Source organism: Leisingera sp. (assembly GCF_982940295.1).
Window position 1 is genome coordinate 1 of the sequence record NZ_CEYXRG010000022.1, and the last position, 19,068, is coordinate 19,068.

Below are 19,068 nucleotides of genomic sequence, written 5' to 3' on the forward strand. Positions count from 1 at the left end.
GCCACCCCTTTCCTCTCAAGCAAGCGCGGTTTTGGCCGGGCGTGTGCCTGGCTGCAGCTGCGCGTCAGCGGGAGGGCTATGTCTTGATGTCCCGGAAAAACAAGAAACGGCGGCGCCCAGGGAGGAGGAGGGGCACCGCCGTTCTGTCATACACCGGGGAAAAGGGAGGAGGAGACCCCGGTGATCCAAACCCGGCTTATTGGGCCGGTATAGGGTGCGGCGGCATCAGGGAGGAGGAGGATGCCGCCGCGTAGCACAGGCTCTTCAAAAGGGAGGAGGAGGAAGAGCCTGATCTCTATTAGTTGTTCTCGTATGCGGCCTGATAGGCGACGCGCTTGATTTCGCTGCGGCTCAGGCCCAGGTCCGCCAGCTCGCGGCCCGACAGCGCCGACAGCTCATTGACGGTCTGGCGGTACAGCCGGTAACGGACGAACTTGACCAGAAGCGTGTTCAGAAAGCCAACCGGGGATGCCACGCTCACCGCGGAGATTTGATGTGCTGCAGCCATGGGTCTGTTCCTTCGTCCAACCGTTTCGTCATCTGCGTCTTGCGCCTCAGCGGCGCCGCTTGAGCCACAATTTAGGGATCTCGCCAGAAGTCGCAATCCCGTGCTTCGTCATTGCTGCTATGCAGCATTTGCATGGGTGACGTATGGGTATGTAGCTGGAATATGGCGATATTTTCAGCAGCCGCTTACGCAACTGTATAATTTCCCGGCACCGCGCGGCAGCCTGTGCATGGCTGATGCCTCCGCTGTTGACAGGCGGGCAAGCTGCCGTTCCAGGCCGCGTCTGCGGCATTCGGGCCGGACGGGTTCCAAGCGCCGCTGCCGCGGCATATATATGTGCCGGATAACACGCAGGAGCGCAGACATGCCGGTCACCCAGGAACAGATTCACGCAGTATTGGAGCGGCTCGCCCTGCCGGATGGCGGCACTCTGGTGTCGCGCGACATGCTGCGGGCGCTGCGCATTGAGGGCGGCAAGGTCAGCTTCGTGATCGAAGCACCCAGCCTGGAAATCGCCAAACTGATGGAGCCTTTGCGCCAGGCGGCCGAGGCGGCCGTGCTGTCGCTGGACGGGGTGGAGGCTGTGGCCGCGGCGCTGACCGCCCACGCGCCGCAGCAGCCCGCTCCCAGCCTCAAGGTGGGCGGCCACCCGAAGCCGCAGGCCGAGCCGCTGAAACCCGCGGGCGTCAAGCGGATCCTGGCCGTGGCTTCCGGCAAGGGCGGGGTAGGGAAGTCCACCGTTTCCTCCAACCTCGCCGTGGCACTTGCCAGGCAGGGCCGCAAGGTGGGCTTGCTGGACGCCGATATATACGGCCCCTCCCAGCCTCGGATGATGGGCGCCAAAGGCCGCCCCGCCAGCCCCGACGGCAAGACCATCGAGCCGCTGCACGCTCATGGCGTCACCCTGATGTCGATCGGTTTCATGCTGGAGGAGGGCAAGGCGGTGGTCTGGCGCGGCCCGATGCTGATGGGCGCGCTGCAGCAGATGCTGGGGCAGGTGAATTGGGGTGAGCTGGACGTGCTGATCGTCGACCTGCCGCCCGGCACCGGCGATGTGCAGCTGACGCTTTGCACCAAGGCAGAGCTGACGGGCGCCATCGTCGTATCCACCCCGCAGGACGTGGCGCTGCTGGACGCACGCAAGGCGCTGGACATGTTCGGCACGCTGAAAACCCCGGTGCTGGGGCTGATTGAGAATATGTCCTTCTTCGCCTGCCCGGATTGCGGCAGCGAGCATCACATCTTCGGCCATGGCGGCGTCGCGGCGGAGGCGGAAACGCTGGGGCTGCCGCTGCTGGGGGCTTTGCCGATCGACCTGGAAACCCGGCTCGCGGGCGACAGCGGCACGCCGGTGGCTGCGGGCGAGGGCGCAATGGCCCAGGCCTATGCCCGGATCGCCGAAGGGCTGGTCAGGGGCGGCATGGCCTGACGCGCCGCGGGCCGAACTCTCTCTATATAGGTATTGGCACCCTGCATCTGATGGCCCGCCCATGTGGCGGGCCTTCTGCCGTTCGGCGTCGCCGAATGGGCGCAGATGGGATCGTCTGCCCGGTCCGGGACCGGATGGGACGGGCCGCCCGGAATGGGACCGCATGGGGCGGCTGGGAAACCATGGGACGGCTGGGAATTTGCGGGACAGGCGGGAAATCATGGGCGGCATGGGAAATCATGGCCCGGATTTCCGCTTATTCCCTCTTGCCAGCGCGAATCACCGCGTGCTCAAACGCAGGCAATGGAACTTTCCGGCTTGTTGAGGACAGACGGCTTGAGAACACAGTGCGAACATACGCGGTTTCAGCGAGTCGTCTGACGGAATCGCGGGAAACTATGGGAAAAAAATTACCTTCGCAACTCGCACCTATATCTAGTGTTTGCGGTCGCTTTGCTCACAACAAATTCGTAATTTTGGCCTGAGATGGCCACGAATCTCTTGCGAATCTCTGCGTTCGCCGCCAACCCCTGAGCGATTTCCCGCAAAAAACAGTTGCAGGGCCATCAATTCCCATAGTATCCCTGTTTCATCAGATGAGACGAGGGACGGGGCGCCAAACGACCCCAGACCAAAAAACAAAACAAGCAGGTTTCATACAGGCCTTCGCTTTCATCGAACCAAGAGATCCGGCGCGCGAGCGAGCAGACATCCCCCCAGGTGGCGCGCGCAGTCGGACATCCCGCAAAGCGGGCCAAGGCGGCGGGTTGATCAGTGGCAGCAGATCAACCCGCCCCTTTTCATTCTGGGGGACGGATTAACGCGAGGGACGCGCGAAAAGGACGGTAAATTGGGCCGCAGGTTCAGAGGCGAAAGCCACCATAAGGTGGACAGCAAGGGGCGGGTGTCAATTCCCGCCTCCTTTCGCCGTGTTCTGGAGGCCGCCGATCCGAACTGGCAGCCGGGCCAGAACCCCGAACTGGTGATCGTCTACGGCGACCATCGCCGCAATTTCCTGGAATGCTATACTATCGAGGCGATCGAAGAGGTCGACGCCAAGATCGACCAGCTGCCGCGCGGCTCGATGCAGCGCAAGATGCTGCAGCGTATGTTCCACGGCCAGTCCTTTCCGACCAACGTGGACGAGACCGGCCGCCTGGTGCTGCCCGCCAAGCTGCGCCAGAAGATTGATCTGGAGGCCGAGGCCTTTTTCATCGCCGCGGGCGACACCTTCCAGATCTGGAAGCCGGAAACCTACGAGGCCGAGGAGCTGGCCCAGGCCGAAGAGTGGATGGATGACCTGCCCGAGGGCTTCGATCCGATGGAATTCCTAGATGGCGCCGGGAGCGCTTAAGACATGACCCAGGACCAGAACGCTGCCAATGGTCCCCACATCCCCGTTCTTCTGCGGCCGCTCCTGCAGGCGGTTGCCCCCGTTACCGGCCGCTGGCTGGATGGCACCTTCGGTGCCGGCGGCTATACCCGGGGCCTGCTGGAAGCCGGGGCGGAGCAGGTGATCGGCGTTGACCGCGACCCGCTGGCCTTTGAGCTCGCAAAACCCTGGGCCGGGGAGTACGGCGACCGCCTCATCCTGCAGCAGGGCGTGTTTTCCCGGATGGATGAATATGCCCAGGACCTCGACGGCGTGGTGCTGGACCTCGGCGTTTCCTCCATGCAGCTGGACCTGGCCGAACGCGGCTTCTCCTTTATGAAGGACGGCCCGCTGGACATGCGGATGTCGCAGTCCGGCCCCTCCGCCGCCGACCTGATCGCGGAACTCACCGAGGCGCAGATCGCCGACATCCTGTTCCACTACGGCGAGGAACGTGCCAGCCGCCGCATCGCCAAGGCGATCGTCCGGGAACGCGAAATCGAGCCGATCACCACCACCCTGCGCCTCGCGGGCATCATCGAGAGCTGCCTGCCGCGCCCCAAGCCGGGCCAGTCGCACCCTGCGACCCGCAGCTTCCAGGGCCTGCGCATCGCGGTGAACGCCGAATATGACGAGCTGTTCGAGGGCCTGCTGGCCGCCGAACGGGCGCTGAAGCCGGGCGGGCTCTTGGCCGTTGTCACCTTCCACTCGGTCGAGGACCGCATGGTCAAACGCTTCTTCCAGCACCGCGCAGGCAAGACCGGCCGCGCCAACCGCTATGCGCCGGAGCAGGAGGAAACCCCCGCCCAGTTCGAACTGGTCACCCGCAAGGCCGTGGGCCCGGACGATCAGGAGCTGGCCGAAAACCCGCGCGCCCGTTCCGCCCGCCTGCGGGTCGGGCGCCGGACTGATGCCGCGCCGGGGCCGATCTCGGCCAAGGAGCTTGGAATGCCGCAGCTGAAAGAGACGCGTAAATGAAGACCCTGCTGTATGCCGCAACTTGTCTGGCTGTCTTTGGCCTTGCCTTTTGGGCCTACCGCGAAAACTACGCCACCCAGCAGGTGCTGAAGGAAACCCGGGCGCTGCAGCAGCAGATCGGCGCGGCGCAGGTCCGGCTCAGCGTGCTGCGCGCCGAATGGGCCTATCTCAACCGCCCGCAGCGGCTGCGCGATCTGGCGGATATCAATTTCGACCGCCTCGGCCTTCTGCCGCTGCGCCCGGATCAGTTCGGGCGGGTGGATGAAGTGTCCTACCCGGCGCCGCCGGAGCTGGAGATCACCAACGAGGTTGAAGTCTCCGGCCTGAACCTGAGGACGCAGCCATGATCCGCACACCGCTCCGCCCGCTGGCCCGCATCCTTCATGCCCGCGCGACCGGTGAAAACCCGGATGCGATCGAACGCGAGAACCTCAGCCTGCGCCATCAGGAAATGCAGGTGCAGTCCCGGCAGCGCGCCGAGGGGCGGCTTTTGGTTCTTGGGCTGTTCTTTGTCTGCGCCTTCGGGGCGATCATTGCCCGCATGGCCACGACAGCGGTCTCCGAACCGGCAGAGCCCGTCGCCAGCGTGCCCGGCAGCGCCATCGCCATGCAGCGCGCCGACATCGTCGACCGCAAGGGCCGCCTGCTGGCTACCAACTTTGAAACCCATTCGCTTTATGCCCAGCCGCCGCAAATGATCGACCCCATCGGTGCCGCGGAAAAGCTGGTGGAGATTTTCCCCGACCTTGACCGCGAGCGGCTGATCAAGGATTTCACCGGCAAGCGCAAGTTTCTGTGGGTAAAAAAGAAAATCAGCCCTGAGCAGCTCCAGGCGGTGCATGACATCGGTGATCCCGGCCTGATGTTCGGCCCGCGGGAAATGCGGCTGTATCCCAACGGCAGCCTGGCCGCCCACGTGCTCGGCGGCGCAGGTTTCGGCAAGGAAGGCGTGAACGCGGCTGAGGTGATCGGCGTGGCCGGTGTCGAGCGCCAGTTCGACGACTACCTGCGCGACCCGGCCAACGGCGGCAAGCCGCTGCAGCTGTCGCTGGACCTGACGGTGCAGGCAGCGGCTGAGCAGGTGCTTTATGGCGGCATGAAGCTGATGAACGCCAAGGGGGCCACTTCGATCCTGATGGACGCCCAAACGGGCGAGGTGATCTCTGTGGTTTCCTTCCCAGACTTCGATCCGAACGACCGGCCGCGCCCGCCTGCCTCCGGCTTTGACCCCTCGGTTAGCCCGCTGTTCAACCGCGCAGTGCAGGGTGTGTATGAGCTTGGCTCCACCTTCAAGATATTCACCGCCGCGCAGGCGATGGATCTGGGGCTGGTCGGCGCCGACACCGTGATCGACACCCGCGGGCCGCTGCGCTGGGGCCGTTTTGCGATCCGCGATTTCCGCAACTACGGCAACGAGATGTCGGTGACCAAGATCATCGTCAAATCCTCCAACATCGGCACCGCACGGCTGGCGCAGCAGATCGGGGTGGAGCGTCAGAAAAGCTTCCTCGACACGCTGGGGATGCTGGAGCCGACGCCGTTTGAAATCTCCGAGGCTGCTGGCGGCAAGCCGCTCTTGCCCGCCAACTGGTCGGAACTGTCGGCGATGACCATCTCCTACGGCCACGGCATCTCCACCACGCCGATGCATCTGGCGGCGGGCTATGCCGCGGTGGCCAACGGCGGCCGCTACGTGGCGCCGACGATTCTGAAGCAGAACGGCCCGCAGCTGGGCGAACGGGTGATGAGCGAGGCCTCCGCCGCCGCTGCGCGCAAGATGTTGCGCAAGGTGGTCAGCGAAGGCACCGCATCTTTTGCCGAGGTCGAGGGCTATCAGGTGGGTGGCAAGACCGGCACCGCCGACAAGCCCAAGCCCCGCGGCGGCTATTACGATGACAAGGTGATTGCCACTTTTGCCTCTATTTTCCCGGCACATGACCCGAAGTACGTGCTGATCGTGACGCTGGACGAACCCTCCATCATCGCCCACGGCGAGGAGCGACGCACAGCAGGCTGGACCGCCACCCCGGTGGCGGCTGAGATGATCGGCCGTGTCGCGCCGCTCTTGGGCCTGCGTCCGCAAGTTGAACCCGCAGAGGTGACTGGTATAACCCTGACCTCGAACTAATCCAGGTGAGGGCCGCCATGAGCAGCAGCAGACCAGACCAGCCCCTGAGCCAATTGGGGCTGACCGCCCGCGGCGGCGCCGATCCGCAGATCAGCGGCCTGGCGGTGGACAGCCGCGAGGTGCGCGAGGGGTATCTTTTCGCGGCACTGCCGGGCAGCCAGGTGCATGGCGCAAAATTCATCCCCGGCGCGCTGGAGAAGGGCGCCTCTGCCATCCTGACAGATGCTGCCGGGGCAGAGATTGCCGCCAAGGTGCTGGATGAAAGCCACGCCGCGCTGGTTGTGGTCGAGGACCCGCGCCAGACGCTGGCCTATGCCGCCGCCCTGTGGTTCGGCGGCCAGCCGCAGACTGTGGTCGCGGTGACCGGCACCAACGGCAAGACGTCCGTGGCGACCTTCGTGCGCCAGATCTGGATGGAGCTGGGCCATCAGGCCGTCAACATGGGCACCACCGGCATCGAGGGCGCCTGGAGCTATCCGCTGGCCCACACCACGCCGGAACCGATCACCCTGCACCGCGCGCTGGCTGAGGCCGCGGCGGCGGGGGTTACCCATGCGGCGATGGAAGCGTCTTCGCACGGGCTGGACCAGCGGCGTCTGGACGGGGTGCAGCTGGCCGCTGCCGGCTTCACCAATTTCACCCAGGACCACCTGGATTATCACGAGACGTTTGAGGCCTATTTCGCCGCCAAGGCGGGCCTGTTCCGCCGGGTTCTGCCGGAGGAGGGCGTCGCCGTCATCAACATGAACGACCCCCGGGGTCCGGAGATGCGCGCGGTGGCCGCCGCCCGCGGGCAGGAGGTGATCAGCGTCGGGCGCGGCTTGGGTGACCTCAGCCTGTTGGGCCTGCGCTATGACGGCACCGGCCAGGACATGCGCTTTGCCTGGCATGACAAGCCCTATCAGGTGCGGCTGAACCTCATTGGCGGCTTCCAGGCGGAGAACGTGCTGCTGGCCTGCGGGCTGGTGATTGCCGGCGGCGAGGACCCGGAGCGGGTGTTTGAGACCCTGCCGCATCTCACCACTGTTCGCGGCCGGATGCAGCTGGCGGCGGAGCGGGACAACGGCTCGGCCGTGTTTGTCGATTACGCCCATACGCCGGACGCGGTGGCCAGCGCCATCAAGGCCCTGCGCCCGCATGTGCTGGGCCGGCTGATTGCCATCGTCGGCGCGGGCGGCGACCGCGACACCACGAAGCGGCCCCTGATGGGGCAGGCAGCGCATGAGAACGCGGATGTAGTGATCGTCACCGACGACAACCCCCGCAGCGAGGATCCGGCCATCATCCGCGCCGCTGTGAAGGGCGGCGCGCCGGACTGCATCGAGATCGGTGACCGTGCCGAGGCGATCCTGCGCGGGGCCGACATGCTGCAACCAGGCGATGCGCTGATTGTCTGCGGCAAGGGGCATGAGACCGGCCAGACCGTGGGCGACACGGTGCTGCCCTTTGACGATGTGGAGCAGGCCAGCATTGCCGTGGCTGCGCTGGACGGGAGGATCGCATGACGCTCTGGACCGCAGACGAGGCCGCCGCCGCCACCGGCGGGCAGGCGCAGGGGGACTGGGCTGTCTCCGGCCTGTCGATCGACACCCGCACCATTGAACCCGGCGACATGTTCGTGGCGCTGAAAGCCGCCCGCGACGGCCATGATTTCGTGGCGCAGGCGCTGGAGAAGGGCGCAGGCGCTGCGCTGGTCTCTCGCATTCCCGAGGGCGTTCGCGCGGATGCGCCGCTGCTGATCGTGGACGACGTGCAGGCGGGGCTGGAGGCTTTGGGCAAGGCGTCCCGCGCCCGCACGAGCGCCAAGGTCGTTGCCGTCACCGGCTCGGTCGGCAAGACCTCGACCAAGGAAATGCTGGCGCGGATGCTGTCCGATCAGGGCCGCACCCATGCCGCCGTTGCCAGCTACAACAACCACTGGGGCGTGCCGCTGACGCTGGCGCGGATGCCGCGCGACACCGAATTTGCGGTGATCGAGATCGGCATGAACCACCCCGGCGAAATTGCGCCCCTGGCAAAACAGGCCCGCCCGCATGTGGCGATGGTGACCACCGTGGCCGCGGTGCATCTGGAAGCGTTTGAAAACGTCGAGGGCATCGCCCGCGAGAAGGCCGCGATCATGGAAGGGCTGGAGCCGGGCGGCGTGGCGGTGCTGAACGCCGATATTCCCGAGGCGCACGTGCTGCGGGATGTGGCGGCGGAGCTGGGCGCAACTGCCCGCTGGTTCGGGGAACGCGCAGAGGACTACAAACTTCACTCCGCCGGGATCGAAGGCGAAGAGACCGTTGCACGCGCCACCGCCAATGGCCGCGACGTTGAGCTGCATATTCAATCGCTTGGCGCGCATTTTGCGATGAACGCCCTGGGCGCGCTGGCCTGTGTCGAGGCGCTGGGGGCCGACCCGGTTAAAGCAGCCGAAAGCCTCGCCCTGTGGTCGCCGGTCAAGGGCCGCGGCGTGCGTGAGGTGATCCGGCTGGACAGCGGCACCATCACCCTCCTGGACGACAGCTATAACGCCAACCCGACCTCGATGGCGGCGGCGCTGGCGGTGCTGGCGGCCACCCCCGGAGAGGGCCGCAGGATCGCCTATGTCGGCGACATGAAGGAACTTGGCCCGCAGGAAGCGGAACTGCACGCCGGGCTGGCGGATCTGGACGCGGTTCAGGGCATCGACAAGATCCACTGCATCGGCCCGCTGATGCAGGCTCTGCACGGCGCGCTGCCAGAGGGCAAGCGCGGCGGCTGGTATGAGACCAGTGCGGAGGCGGTGCCCGGGCTGGCAGGCGAAATCCAAGGCGGCGATATCGTGCTGGCCAAGGGCTCTTTGAGCATGGCATTGGCCAAGATCGTTGACGGCATCCGCGAAATGGGTCACTCCGGCCCCAACTCAGAAAACGCGTAAAAGAACGAGGGAAGGGCCAGGATGCTCTATTGGCTGACCGCTTTGTCGGACGGGGGGGATTTCTACAACCTGTTCCGCTATATCACATTCCGCGCAGGCGGCGCCTTTCTGACCGCGCTGATCTTCGGCTTCCTGTTCGGCAAGCCGCTGATCAACGTGCTGCGCAAGCGGCAGGGCAAGGGCCAGCCGATCCGCGACGACGGGCCTGAGGGGCATTTCTCCAAGGCGGGCACCCCGACCATGGGCGGCCTCTTGATCGTAGGCGCGCTGCTGACTGCGACGCTGATGTGGGCGCGCTGGGATAACCCCTTTGTCTGGCTGGTTCTGTTTGTGACTATGGCCTATGGCCTGATCGGTTTTGCCGACGATTACGCCAAGGTCTCAAAGCAGAACACCAAGGGCGTTCCGGGCAAGGTGCGGCTGCTGCTGGGCGTGCTGATCGCTGTAACAGCCTCGCTGTGGGCTGCGGCCTATCACCCGGAGCCGCTGCAGCACCAGCTGGCGCTGCCGGTGTTCAAGGACACGCTGATCAATCTCGGGATCTTCTACGTGCCGTTTTCGATCTGCGTCATTGTCGGCGCCGCCAATGCGGTGAACCTGACCGATGGTCTGGACGGTCTCGCCATCATGCCGTCGATGATTGCGGCCGGCACGCTGGGCGTCATCGCTTATGCGGTGGGGCGGGTCGACTTCACCGAGTATCTGGACGTGCATTACGTGCCCGGCACCGGCGAAATTCTGATCTTCACCGCCGCGCTGTTCGGCGCAGGCCTCGGCTTTCTGTGGTACAACGCGCCGCCTGCGGCGGTGTTCATGGGCGACACCGGATCGCTGGCCCTGGGCGGTGCGCTGGGGGCCATCGCGGTCGCCACCAAGCACGAGTTGGTTCTGGCCATTGTCGGCGGCCTGTTCGTGGTTGAGGCGCTGTCGGTGATCATTCAGGTGCTCTACTTCAAGCGCACCGGGCGGCGGGTGTTCCTGATGGCGCCGATCCATCACCACTACGAGAAAAAGGGCTGGGCGGAGCCGACCATCGTGATCCGCTTCTGGATCATCTCGCTGATCCTGGCGATGATCGGGCTGGCCACGCTGAAGGTGCGTTAAGGCAGCGCAGCGGTGGGCGGAATCGCCCACCCTACGGCTCTTGGCCGCCGCGCTGTTTCTTTGGCGGGGCGGTTTGAACTCTCTGATCTCTGGAACCGCTCGGGGCTGAGGCTTCGGGCGGTTTGTTTTTCAAGAAGAAGGCGGCGCCGCCGGAGGGGCGGAGCATCGGATGGCCCTTGCCAGGGGGCCATGCCCGTCTATCGGCCTGTGCGGGCCCGCCCTGCACCCAATGAGGAGGTGGTCTGAGGGGGCCGGTCTCCTGGTCTTCTCGTTGCAACGGTTCGAACGTAGCGCAGGCGAGTGAAGGTCCGGTGAGGGCACCGGTCGCTGGCTGCGCAACACCTGCTGCAAGACACCCGCCCGGCGGCACGCCGGGCAGCGCCCGGACCGACCCCACGGGGAGGGCGCTTCACGCCCACCCCTCGGCCCGGGCGCCGCCCTAGGTGGCGAGCACATGGTTTTCACTTCTGTGAGGTTTGATTGCGCCCGGTTCAATGGAGGCCTTAGACCGGATTGAAATGTAAGGTATCAAGGGCGTTTTTTTTGGCGCATTCCCGCCGCCGCTCTGTACATGCTGCGCCGGGGTGCCCGGTGCAACCGGTTCAGAACACCGACCAATCCATCTCACGGGCCAGCCGCTCCATTGCTTCGGTGCCCAGCTTGGAGTTGCCGTTGTGGTCCAGGCCCGGGGACCACACCGCAACGCTGGCCTTGCCCGGCACAATCGCCAGGATGCCGCCGCCGACACCGCTTTTGGCGGGCAGGCCGACGCGGTAGGCGAACTCCCCCGAGCCATCATAATGGCCGCAGGTCAGCATCAGCGCATTCAGGCGCCGGACCCGGCCCTGCGACACCAGGCTTGGCCCCTTGTCGGCACCGATCAGGAAGCGCCCGGCCTTGGCCAGCTGCACCGTCGTCATCTCGGTGGCGCATTGGTGGAAATAGGTGCCGAGCGTCTTTTCCGGCGTGTTCTTGAGGTTGCCGAAGGAGGCCAGGAAATTGGCATGGGCAAAGTTGCGGTGGCCGTGGCGGGTTTCCGAGCTGGCGACCGCCTTGTTGATGTGGATGTCCTCATCGCCTGCCGCAGCGCGGATGAAGCCGAGGATCTCCGCCAGCGCTTCCCGGGGCTCGCGGCCTGCCAGCAGCTCGTCGGTTGTGACAATGGCGCCGGCGTTGACAAAGGGGTTGCGGGGGCGGCCGCGCTCGTGCTCCAGCTGGACGATGGAGTTGAAGGCGGTGCCGGAGGGTTCGCGCCCGACACGGCTCCAGAGCTGGTCGCCTGCGCGCCCGAGCGCGATGGCGAGGGTGAACACCTTGGTGATGCTTTGGGCGGAAAACCGGGTCTGCGCATCGCCCGCGTGAAACAGCTTGCCGCCGGCGGTGGCCACTGCGATGGCGAACTGGTCCGGGTCCACCTGGCCGAGTTCGGGGATGTAGCTGGCGACTTCGCCGCGGTCGGCGCGGCCGTGCATGTCTGCGCTGATCCGGTCGAGCAAGGTTTGAATATCCGGTGCCAAGCGTCACTCCTTCCTCTGTCCTGAGAGGGAACTTCGGGTATGGGCGGGGCCTTGTCAATCTGACAGCACTGGCAAAGCCCGGATGGATCGGGTAGCGGTTTCAGCACCAATTTCGAGGGAGTGCAGGCGATGATCCCGGTCAAAGGATATGAGGGCGCGAAACTGGCGGTTCTGGGGCTGGGCCGGTCCGGTCTGGCCACTGCGCGGGCGTTGCGGGCAGGCGGGGCAGAGGCCCTGTGCTGGGACGACAACCCGGCAGCGCGGGAGGCGGCGGAGGCGGAAGGTTTCACCTGCCGCGACCTGCACAAACCGGGCGCCTTTGACGATGTGGCGGCGCTGATCACCTCGCCCGGCATTCCGCATCTGTATCCCAAGCCGAACCCGGTGATCCGTGCGGCGATGGAGGCCGGGGTGCCGGTGGACAATGACATCGGCCTGTTCTTCCGATCCTTTGCGGACGCCGAATGGCAGATGCACGACCAGCCGCCGCGGGTGGTGGCGGTGACCGGCTCCAACGGCAAATCGACCACGGTGGCGCTGTTGCACCACATCCTGCAGGAGGCGGGCCGCGAGAGCCAGCTGGCGGGCAACATCGGCCGCGGCGTGCTGGACATCGACCCGCCGGGCGAGGGCGGCGTGGTGGTGCTGGAGCTGTCGAGCTATCAGACCGAACTTGCCCGCGCGCTGACCCCGGATGTGGCAGTCTTCACCAACCTGTCGCCCGACCACCTGGACCGGCACGGCGGCATGGGCGGCTATTTCGCCGCCAAGCGCCGCCTGTTCGCCGAGGGCGGGCCGGACCGCGCGGTCATTGGCATCGACGAGGATGAAGGGCTGTTCCTGGCCGGTCAGCTGTCCGAGGGGTCAAGCGACGACAGGGTGATCCGGATTTCCGCGGCGCGCAAGCTGACTGGTCCGGGCTGGCAGGTCTTTGCCCGCAAAGGGTTCCTGAGCGAGTACCGCAAGGGGCGGCAGGCGGCCTCCATCGACCTGCGCGAAATGACCGGCCTGCCGGGCGCGCACAACCACCAGAACGCCTGCGCGGCCTATGCGGCGGCGCGCACCCTGGGGCTGGCGCCGCGGCTGATCGGCGATGCGATGGCCACGTTCCCGGGCCTGCCGCACAGGAGCCAGACCATCGCAGAAGCGGCAGGCGTGCGCTATGTGAATGACAGCAAGGCCACCAACCTCGACAGCGCGGTCAAAGCCTTGAGTGCCTTCAAGAACATCCGCTGGATCTGCGGCGGGCTGGAGAAGGACGGCGGGCTGGACGCGCTGAAGGGGCAGACCGGCAATGTGGTGAAGGCCTATGTGATCGGGCGCGAGGCGGCGGGCTTTGCGCTGCAGCTGGATGTGGAGGCGGAGGTCTGCACCACCATGGCGGCGGCGGTGGCGCGGGCCATGGAAGACTCGCAGGAAGGCGACACCGTGCTGCTGGCGCCGGCCGCAGCGAGTTTCGATCAGTACGACAACTTCGAGCAGCGCGGCGATGATTTCACCGCGGAAGTGAAGACGCGGCTGGGGTGACGGGAAGGCGCAAAGGGGCTTCAGGCTCACCTAAGCGGAAAATCCGCTTCGCACCCGCCTTCACTTGTCCTGTGCCTGCCAGAGCTGCCGCGCGCGGCCAAGCGAAGGCGGCTCCGAAGCGGAAAACCACCAGTTGAAACTGCGGCTCAGCCCTTGGCGGCGATGGCGGTGCCTGCGGCGTGGCCCGACGACCAGGCCCATTGGAAGTTGTAGCCGCCGAGCCAGCCGGTCACGTCCACGGCTTCGCCAATGGCATAGAGGCCGGGGGCGGATTTCGCCTCCATGGTCTTAGAGGAGAGGCCATCGGTATCGATGCCGCCCAGGGTGACTTCCGCCGTGCGGTAGCCCTCGGTGCCTGCGGGCAGCAGGCGCCAGTTTTGCAGGGCTTCGCAGAGGGCGGTCAGCGCGGCGTCGGACTGGTCGGCGAGGCGGCCCTTTAGGCCAAGCTGCGGCGCGAGGAACTCCACCAGCTTGCCGGGCAGGTGGCGGGAGAGTTCGGTGGTCAGGTCGCGGCGGCCTTCCGCTTGGCGCTGGTCGCGCAACAGGCCGTAGAGCGGCGTCTCCGGGATCAGGTTCGCGGTGATCTCCTCGCCTTCGCGCCAGTAGGAGGAGAGCTGCAGCACCGAGGGTCCTGAGAGGCCGCGGTGGGTGAACAGCAGCGCCTCGTCGAAGGACGTGCGGTCGTTCGACAGCCGCGCGGGCAGGGAGACGCCGGCCAGCGGCTGGAAACGGCCGTCCGGGAAGGTGAAGGGCACCAGGCCTGCGCGGGTCTCGGTCAGCTCCAGCCCGAACTGGCGGGCGAGGTCATAGGCAAGCCCGGTGGCGCCCATCTTGGGAATCGACTTGCCGCCGGTGGCCAGCACCAGGTTGCGGCAGGTGACGGTCTGCGCCTTGCCCTCGCGCAGCAGTTTGACGCGGTAGCCGTCCGCGGTCCGTTCCACGCTCTCTACCGACGTGTGCAGCCAAAGATCTGCGCCGGCCTGCCGCATCTCATCCACCAGCATCGTGATGATCTGTTTGGAGGAACCGTCGCAGAACAGCTGGCCCAGGGTTTTCTCGTGCCAGGCGATGCCGTGGCGGCTGACCAGCTCGATGAAATCCCACTGGGTGTATCGGGCGAGGGCGGATTTGCAGAAGTGCGGATTGGCGGAAAGGTAGTTCTTCGCTTCCGCATACATGTTGGTGAAATTGCAGCGGCCGCCGCCGGAAATGCGGATTTTCTCGCCCGGCGCTTTGGCGTGGTCGATCACCAGGGTACTGCCGCCGGCATGAGCCGCGCACATCATGCCAGCCGCGCCGGCGCCGAGAATCAGGGTGTTGGTCTGCATGGCGGGCATCGACCACGGAACCGGCGCCGGCGCAAGGGGGAGGCCGGGCGGCGGGCTTTTGCGGATTGCTGCCGGCTGCCGGGCAACTTCCTGCCTGTCAAGACAGGCCCGCGGCGGGGTGGTGAGATTCCGCCGAAGGGTGTTCTTTTTCTGGCGCCATGGCTCACGAATCGTTACAGTTTAGGTGAGACCCCGAAAAATGGGGCGGAGCGAGGCAAATAGTGGCGGTATTCCCATGACTGAGATGGTCTATGGCGCGGTTCCTGTGCGGGCAGGCGAGCCGATCCTTCCGAAATGGTGGCGGACGCTGGATAAATGGACGATGTCCTGCATCCTGATGCTGTTCGTGATCGGGCTGCTCCTGGGGCTTGCCGCCTCGGTGCCGCTGGCGGAGCGGAACGGGTTCGGCAATTTCCACTATGTGCAGCGGCAGGCGGTTTTTGGCCTGACGGCGCTGGCCGCGATGCTGATCACTTCGGTGATGTCGCCGACGCTGGTGCGGCGGCTGGCGGTGGTCGGCTTTGCCGTGGCATTTGTGGCGCTGGCGTTCCTGCCCATCTTCGGCACCGATTTCGGCAAGGGCGCGGTGCGCTGGTATTCGCTGGGGTTTGCCTCCCTGCAGCCGTCGGAGTTCCTGAAGCCCGGATTCATCGTTGTTGCCGCCTGGATGATCGCCGCCAGCCAGCAGATCAACGGCCCGCCGGGCACGCTGATGTCCTTTGCGCTGTGCATGATGGTGGTAATGATGCTGGTTTTGCAGCCGGATTTCGGCCAGGCCAGCCTGATCCTGTTCGGCTGGGGAGTGATGTACTTCGTCGCCGGCGCGCCGATGCTGCTTCTGGTCTGCATGGCCGCCGTTGTCGTGCTGGGCGGTGTCTTTGCCTATAACAGCTCAGAGCACTTTGCCCGCCGCATCGACGGCTTTTTGAACCCCGATGTCGATCCGACCACCCAGCTGGGATATGCCACCAACGCGATCCGCGAGGGCGGGCTGTTCGGGGTCGGCGTTGGCGAAGGCCAGGTGAAATGGTCGCTGCCGGATGCGCACACCGATTTCATCGTCGCGGTTGCGGCCGAGGAATACGGGCTGGTGCTGGTGGCGGTGCTGATCGCGCTTTATGCGCTGATCGTGGTGCGGTCGCTGTTTAGGCTGATGCGCGAGCGCGATATCTTTATCCGCCTCGCGGGCACTGGTCTCGTGTGCATGTTCGGTGTGCAGGCGATGATCAACATGGGGGTTGCGGTGCGGCTCTTGCCCGCAAAAGGCATGACTTTGCCGTTTGTCAGCTACGGCGGATCCTCGCTGATTGCCACCGGGATCGCAGTGGGTATGCTGCTGGCCTTTACCCGGACGCGCCCGCAGGGCGGGATTGCCGACTACCTGAACGGCCGCGGCCGCTGAAGAGATTTGGAAAAGAGACCACCTGGGAATGGCACAGAAACTGCTTTTGATGGCTGCCGGAGGAACCGGCGGCCATATGTTTCCTGCACAGGCGCTGGCCGAGGCAATGCTGGCGCGCGGCTGGCGGGTGAAACTGTCGACCGACGCGCGCGGCGCACGCTATACCGCGGCGTTTCCGAGCGCGGTTGAGATCTCGCAGGTGTCTTCGGCCACCTTTGCCCGCGGCGGGCTGCTGGCCAAGGCGCTGGTGGGGCCGAAGATTGCGGGCGGTGTTCTGTCGATGGCGATGCAAATGCGAAGCGACCGCCCCGATGCGGTGATCGGCTTTGGCGGCTACCCGTCGATCCCGGCGCTGGGCGCGGCAACGCTGTTGAAGCTGCCGCGGATGATCCATGAGCAGAACGGCGTGCTGGGGCGTGTGAACCAGATCTTTGCCACCCGCGTGGCCGGGGTGGCCTGCGGCACCTGGCCCACCTCTCTGCCCGACGGCGTGCCGCATGAGCATGTGGGCAACCCGGTGCGCAGCGCGGTGATGGAGCGGGCAGGCGCCGGCTATATCCCGCCCGGCGACTACCCGATGTCGCTTTTGGTGATGGGCGGCAGCCAGGGCGCGCGCATCCTGTCCGACGTGGTGCCCGCCGCGGTAGCGGCGCTGCCGGACAATATCCGCCGGCACCTGCGCGTGTCGCATCAGGCGCGCGAGGAAGACCTGGAGCGGGTCAGCGCCTTTTATGCCAGCAATGGCATCAATGCCGATGTGCAGACATTCTTTACCGACGTGCCTGCGCGCATGTCGGAGGCGCAGCTGGTGGTCTCGCGATCGGGCGCGTCTTCGGTGGCCGATATCTCGATCATCGGGCGTCCCTCGATCCTGATCCCCTTTGCCGCCGCCGCTGGCGACCACCAGACCGCCAACGCCCGCGGGCTGGTTGACGCAAATGCCGCTGTTATGATCCCGGAAAGCGCCCTTGATATCCCCGTGCTGGCAGAGCATATGGGCGCGATTCTGAGTAACCCGCAGGCTGCCACGCAAATGGCGGCAGCCGCTTTGAGCGCCGGAGTTCCCGATGCCACCGACCGGTTGGCGGCATTGGTGGAGCAACTGGCCGAGGAAGGATGAGAGTATGAACCCAGCAACCAAACTGCCCGGTGACGTCGGCCCGATCCACTTTGTCGGTATCGGAGGCATCGGCATGTCGGGCATCGCCGAGGTGCTGTTGAACCTCGGCTATATGGTGCAGGGATCGGACCTGAAATCCTCCAAGATCACCAGCCGCCTGCAGGAGCTGGGGGCGCGCATCTTTGTGGGCCAGAAGGCGGAGAACCTGGAGGAGGCCGCGGTTGTGGTGATCTCCTCGGCGATCAAGCCGGGCAACCCGGAGCTGGACGAGGCCCGCCTGCGCGGCCTGCCGGTGGTGCGCCGCGCCGACATGCTGGCGGAGCTGATGCGGCTGAAATCGAACGTCGCCATTGCCGGCACTCACGGCAAGACCACCACCACCACCATGATGGCGGAGCTGATGGTGGCCGGCGGCTTTGATCCGACGATCATCAACGGCGGCATCATTCACGCCTATGGCTCCAACGCGCGGATGGGGCAGGGCGAATGGATGGTGGTCGAAGCGGATGAGAGCGACGGTTCTTTCAACCGCCTGCCCGCGACCATTGCCGTGGTGACCAACATCGACCCCGAGCATATGGAGCATTGGGGCGACTTCGACCGCTTGCGCGACGGGTTTCTGGAGTTTGTTTCCAACATCCCGTTCTACGGCGTCGCGGTATGCTGCACCGACCATGCCGAGGTGCAGGCGCTGGTGGGCCGGATCTCCGACCGCCGGGTGGTGACCTATGGCTTCAACGCACAGGCCGATGTGCGGGCGGTGAACCTGACCTACAAGGGCGGCGTGGCGCATTTCGACGTGGTGCTGCAGGCCGAGGACCGGGTGATCGAGGGCTGCACCCTGCCGATGCCGGGGGACCACAATGTCTCCAACGCGCTGTCCGCCGTGGCGGTAGCGCGGCATCTGGGCATGAACAGCACCGAAATCCGCACCGCGCTTGCGGCCTTTGGCGGCGTGAACCGGCGGTTCACCAAGGTGGGCGAAGTGAACGGCGTCACCATCATTGACGATTACGGCCACCACCCGGTGGAGATCGCCGCGGTGCTCAAGGCGGCGCGCCAGGCCTGCGAGGGCCGGGTGATCGCTGTGCATCAGCCGCACCGCTATTCACGCCTGTCGAATCTGTTTGACGACTTCTGCGCCTGCTTCAACGAGGCCGATGTGGTGGCGATTGCCGAGGTCTTTGCCGCCGGCGAAGACCCGATCGAGGGCGCCAGCCGCGACGACCTGGTGGCGGGCCTGATCCGCCACGGCCACCGCCATGCCCGCGCACTGCTGAACGAGGAAGACCTGGAGCGCCTGGTGCGCGAGCAGGCGCGGCCCGGCGATATGGTTGTCTGCCTGGGCGCGGGCACCATCAGCACCTGGGCCAACGGTTTGCCTGCGCGGCTGGAACGTTGAGGGCGCGATTGCAGAAAGGGGGCTCTGCCCCCCGCCGCCTGCGGCAGCTCCCCCCGGGATATTTCCGGCCAGATGAAGCTGCCGGATTGAGGAGGCGGAAATGACGCTGTCTTTGACGCTTGCCGCTGTCTGGGCGCTGGCCGCCAATATTCTGGGGATGATCCCCAGCCGCGACGGCCATTGGACCCGGGCTTATGTGCTGATTGCACTGGGCATTCCGCTGCTGGGCTATGTCGCCTGGGAGAACGGCCCCTGGTGGGGGCTGGCCGTGCTGCTGGCGGGGATGTCGGTGCTGCGCTGGCCGGTGATTTACCTGGGCCGCTATATCAGGCGCTCCCTGGGACGCTGACG

The 19,068-nt window shown here is 65.8% G+C and carries 16 protein-coding genes; 13 read left to right on the plus strand and 3 right to left on the minus strand.

Translation table 11 applies throughout. The features are described 5' to 3' along the window. Positions 1–298: 298 nt before the first annotated feature. Entirely contained in the window at positions 299–508 is a 210-nt protein-coding gene (locus tag AC4HIX_RS17335; RefSeq protein WP_490399889.1) for a DUF1127 domain-containing protein, read from the minus strand. 364 nt (positions 509–872) lie between these two features. On the opposite strand from AC4HIX_RS17335, the gene AC4HIX_RS17340 reads away from it, so the two are divergent. The 8 genes from AC4HIX_RS17340 to mraY all read left to right on the plus strand — a co-directional run bounded on the left by AC4HIX_RS17340 (position 873) and on the right by mraY (position 10,421). Then, the gene (locus AC4HIX_RS17340; RefSeq protein ID WP_490399890.1) at positions 873–1,937 is read left to right on the plus strand and encodes an Mrp/NBP35 family ATP-binding protein; all 1,065 of its coding nucleotides are present in this window, start codon (positions 873–875) and stop codon (positions 1,935–1,937) included. Positions 1,938–2,787: 850 nt separating this feature from the next. Continuing rightward, entirely contained in the window at positions 2,788–3,291 is a 504-nt protein-coding gene (gene mraZ, locus AC4HIX_RS17345; protein ID WP_475046513.1) for a division/cell wall cluster transcriptional repressor MraZ, read from the plus strand. 3 nt (positions 3,292–3,294) lie between these two features. Continuing rightward, positions 3,295–4,287, plus strand: coding sequence for a 16S rRNA (cytosine(1402)-N(4))-methyltransferase RsmH (gene rsmH, locus AC4HIX_RS17350; RefSeq protein WP_490399891.1), 993 nt, complete (start codon positions 3,295–3,297; stop codon positions 4,285–4,287). Further along, positions 4,284–4,634 (plus strand): cell division protein FtsL, encoded by a 351-nt coding sequence (ftsL, locus tag AC4HIX_RS17355; protein WP_475046509.1) that lies wholly within the window; start codon positions 4,284–4,286, stop codon positions 4,632–4,634. Before rsmH ends, ftsL begins: the two co-directional genes overlap by 4 nt. Then, positions 4,631–6,415, plus strand: coding sequence for a peptidoglycan D,D-transpeptidase FtsI family protein (locus AC4HIX_RS17360; protein ID WP_475046507.1), 1,785 nt, complete (start codon positions 4,631–4,633; stop codon positions 6,413–6,415). Before ftsL ends, AC4HIX_RS17360 begins: the two co-directional genes overlap by 4 nt. A 17-nt stretch (positions 6,416–6,432) precedes the next feature. Continuing rightward, entirely contained in the window at positions 6,433–7,920 is a 1,488-nt protein-coding gene (locus AC4HIX_RS17365) for a UDP-N-acetylmuramoyl-L-alanyl-D-glutamate--2,6-diaminopimelate ligase (protein ID WP_490399892.1), read from the plus strand. Further along, positions 7,917–9,317 carry a UDP-N-acetylmuramoyl-tripeptide--D-alanyl-D-alanine ligase gene (locus tag AC4HIX_RS17370; RefSeq protein ID WP_490399893.1) on the plus strand — a complete coding sequence of 467 codons (1,401 nt, stop codon included), beginning with the start codon at positions 7,917–7,919 and terminating at the stop codon, positions 9,315–9,317. The genes AC4HIX_RS17365 and AC4HIX_RS17370 overlap by 4 nt, the downstream gene beginning before the upstream one ends. A 21-nt stretch (positions 9,318–9,338) precedes the next feature. After that, on the plus strand, positions 9,339–10,421 hold the full coding sequence (gene mraY / locus AC4HIX_RS17375; protein WP_475046501.1) for a phospho-N-acetylmuramoyl-pentapeptide-transferase: 1,083 nt from the start codon (positions 9,339–9,341) through the stop codon (positions 10,419–10,421). Between the two features lie 602 nt (positions 10,422–11,023). On the opposite strand, the gene AC4HIX_RS17380 is transcribed toward mraY, so the two are convergent. Further along, positions 11,024–11,938, minus strand: coding sequence for a glutaminase (locus AC4HIX_RS17380; protein ID WP_490399894.1), 915 nt, complete (start codon positions 11,936–11,938; stop codon positions 11,024–11,026). A 129-nt stretch (positions 11,939–12,067) separates the two neighbouring features. Here AC4HIX_RS17380 and murD point away from each other — a divergent pair, with 129 nt between their 5' ends. Beyond that, positions 12,068–13,465 (plus strand): UDP-N-acetylmuramoyl-L-alanine--D-glutamate ligase, encoded by a 1,398-nt coding sequence (gene murD / locus AC4HIX_RS17385; protein WP_490399895.1) that lies wholly within the window; start codon positions 12,068–12,070, stop codon positions 13,463–13,465. Between the two features lie 146 nt (positions 13,466–13,611). On the opposite strand, the gene AC4HIX_RS17390 is transcribed toward murD, so the two are convergent. Next, on the minus strand, positions 13,612–14,793 hold the full coding sequence (locus AC4HIX_RS17390; RefSeq protein WP_490399896.1) for a BaiN/RdsA family NAD(P)/FAD-dependent oxidoreductase: 1,182 nt from the start codon (positions 14,791–14,793) through the stop codon (positions 13,612–13,614). A 235-nt stretch (positions 14,794–15,028) separates the two neighbouring features. Here AC4HIX_RS17390 and ftsW point away from each other — a divergent pair, with 235 nt between their 5' ends. The 4 genes from ftsW (at position 15,029) to AC4HIX_RS17410 (ending at position 19,066) form a co-directional block, all read left to right on the plus strand. After that, entirely contained in the window at positions 15,029–16,195 is a 1,167-nt protein-coding gene (gene ftsW / locus AC4HIX_RS17395) for a putative lipid II flippase FtsW (RefSeq protein ID WP_490399897.1), read from the plus strand. Between the two features lie 28 nt (positions 16,196–16,223). After that, on the plus strand, positions 16,224–17,315 hold the full coding sequence (locus AC4HIX_RS17400) for a UDP-N-acetylglucosamine--N-acetylmuramyl-(pentapeptide) pyrophosphoryl-undecaprenol N-acetylglucosamine transferase (protein WP_475046492.1): 1,092 nt from the start codon (positions 16,224–16,226) through the stop codon (positions 17,313–17,315). Between the two features lie 4 nt (positions 17,316–17,319). Then, positions 17,320–18,717: a UDP-N-acetylmuramate--L-alanine ligase gene (gene murC / locus AC4HIX_RS17405; RefSeq protein ID WP_490399898.1), complete on the plus strand. Its 1,398-nt coding sequence runs from the start codon at positions 17,320–17,322 to the stop codon at positions 18,715–18,717. A gap of 100 nt (positions 18,718–18,817) precedes the next feature. Then, entirely contained in the window at positions 18,818–19,066 is a 249-nt protein-coding gene (locus AC4HIX_RS17410) for a DUF2484 family protein (RefSeq protein ID WP_475046489.1), read from the plus strand. Positions 19,067–19,068: the final 2 nt, after the last annotated feature.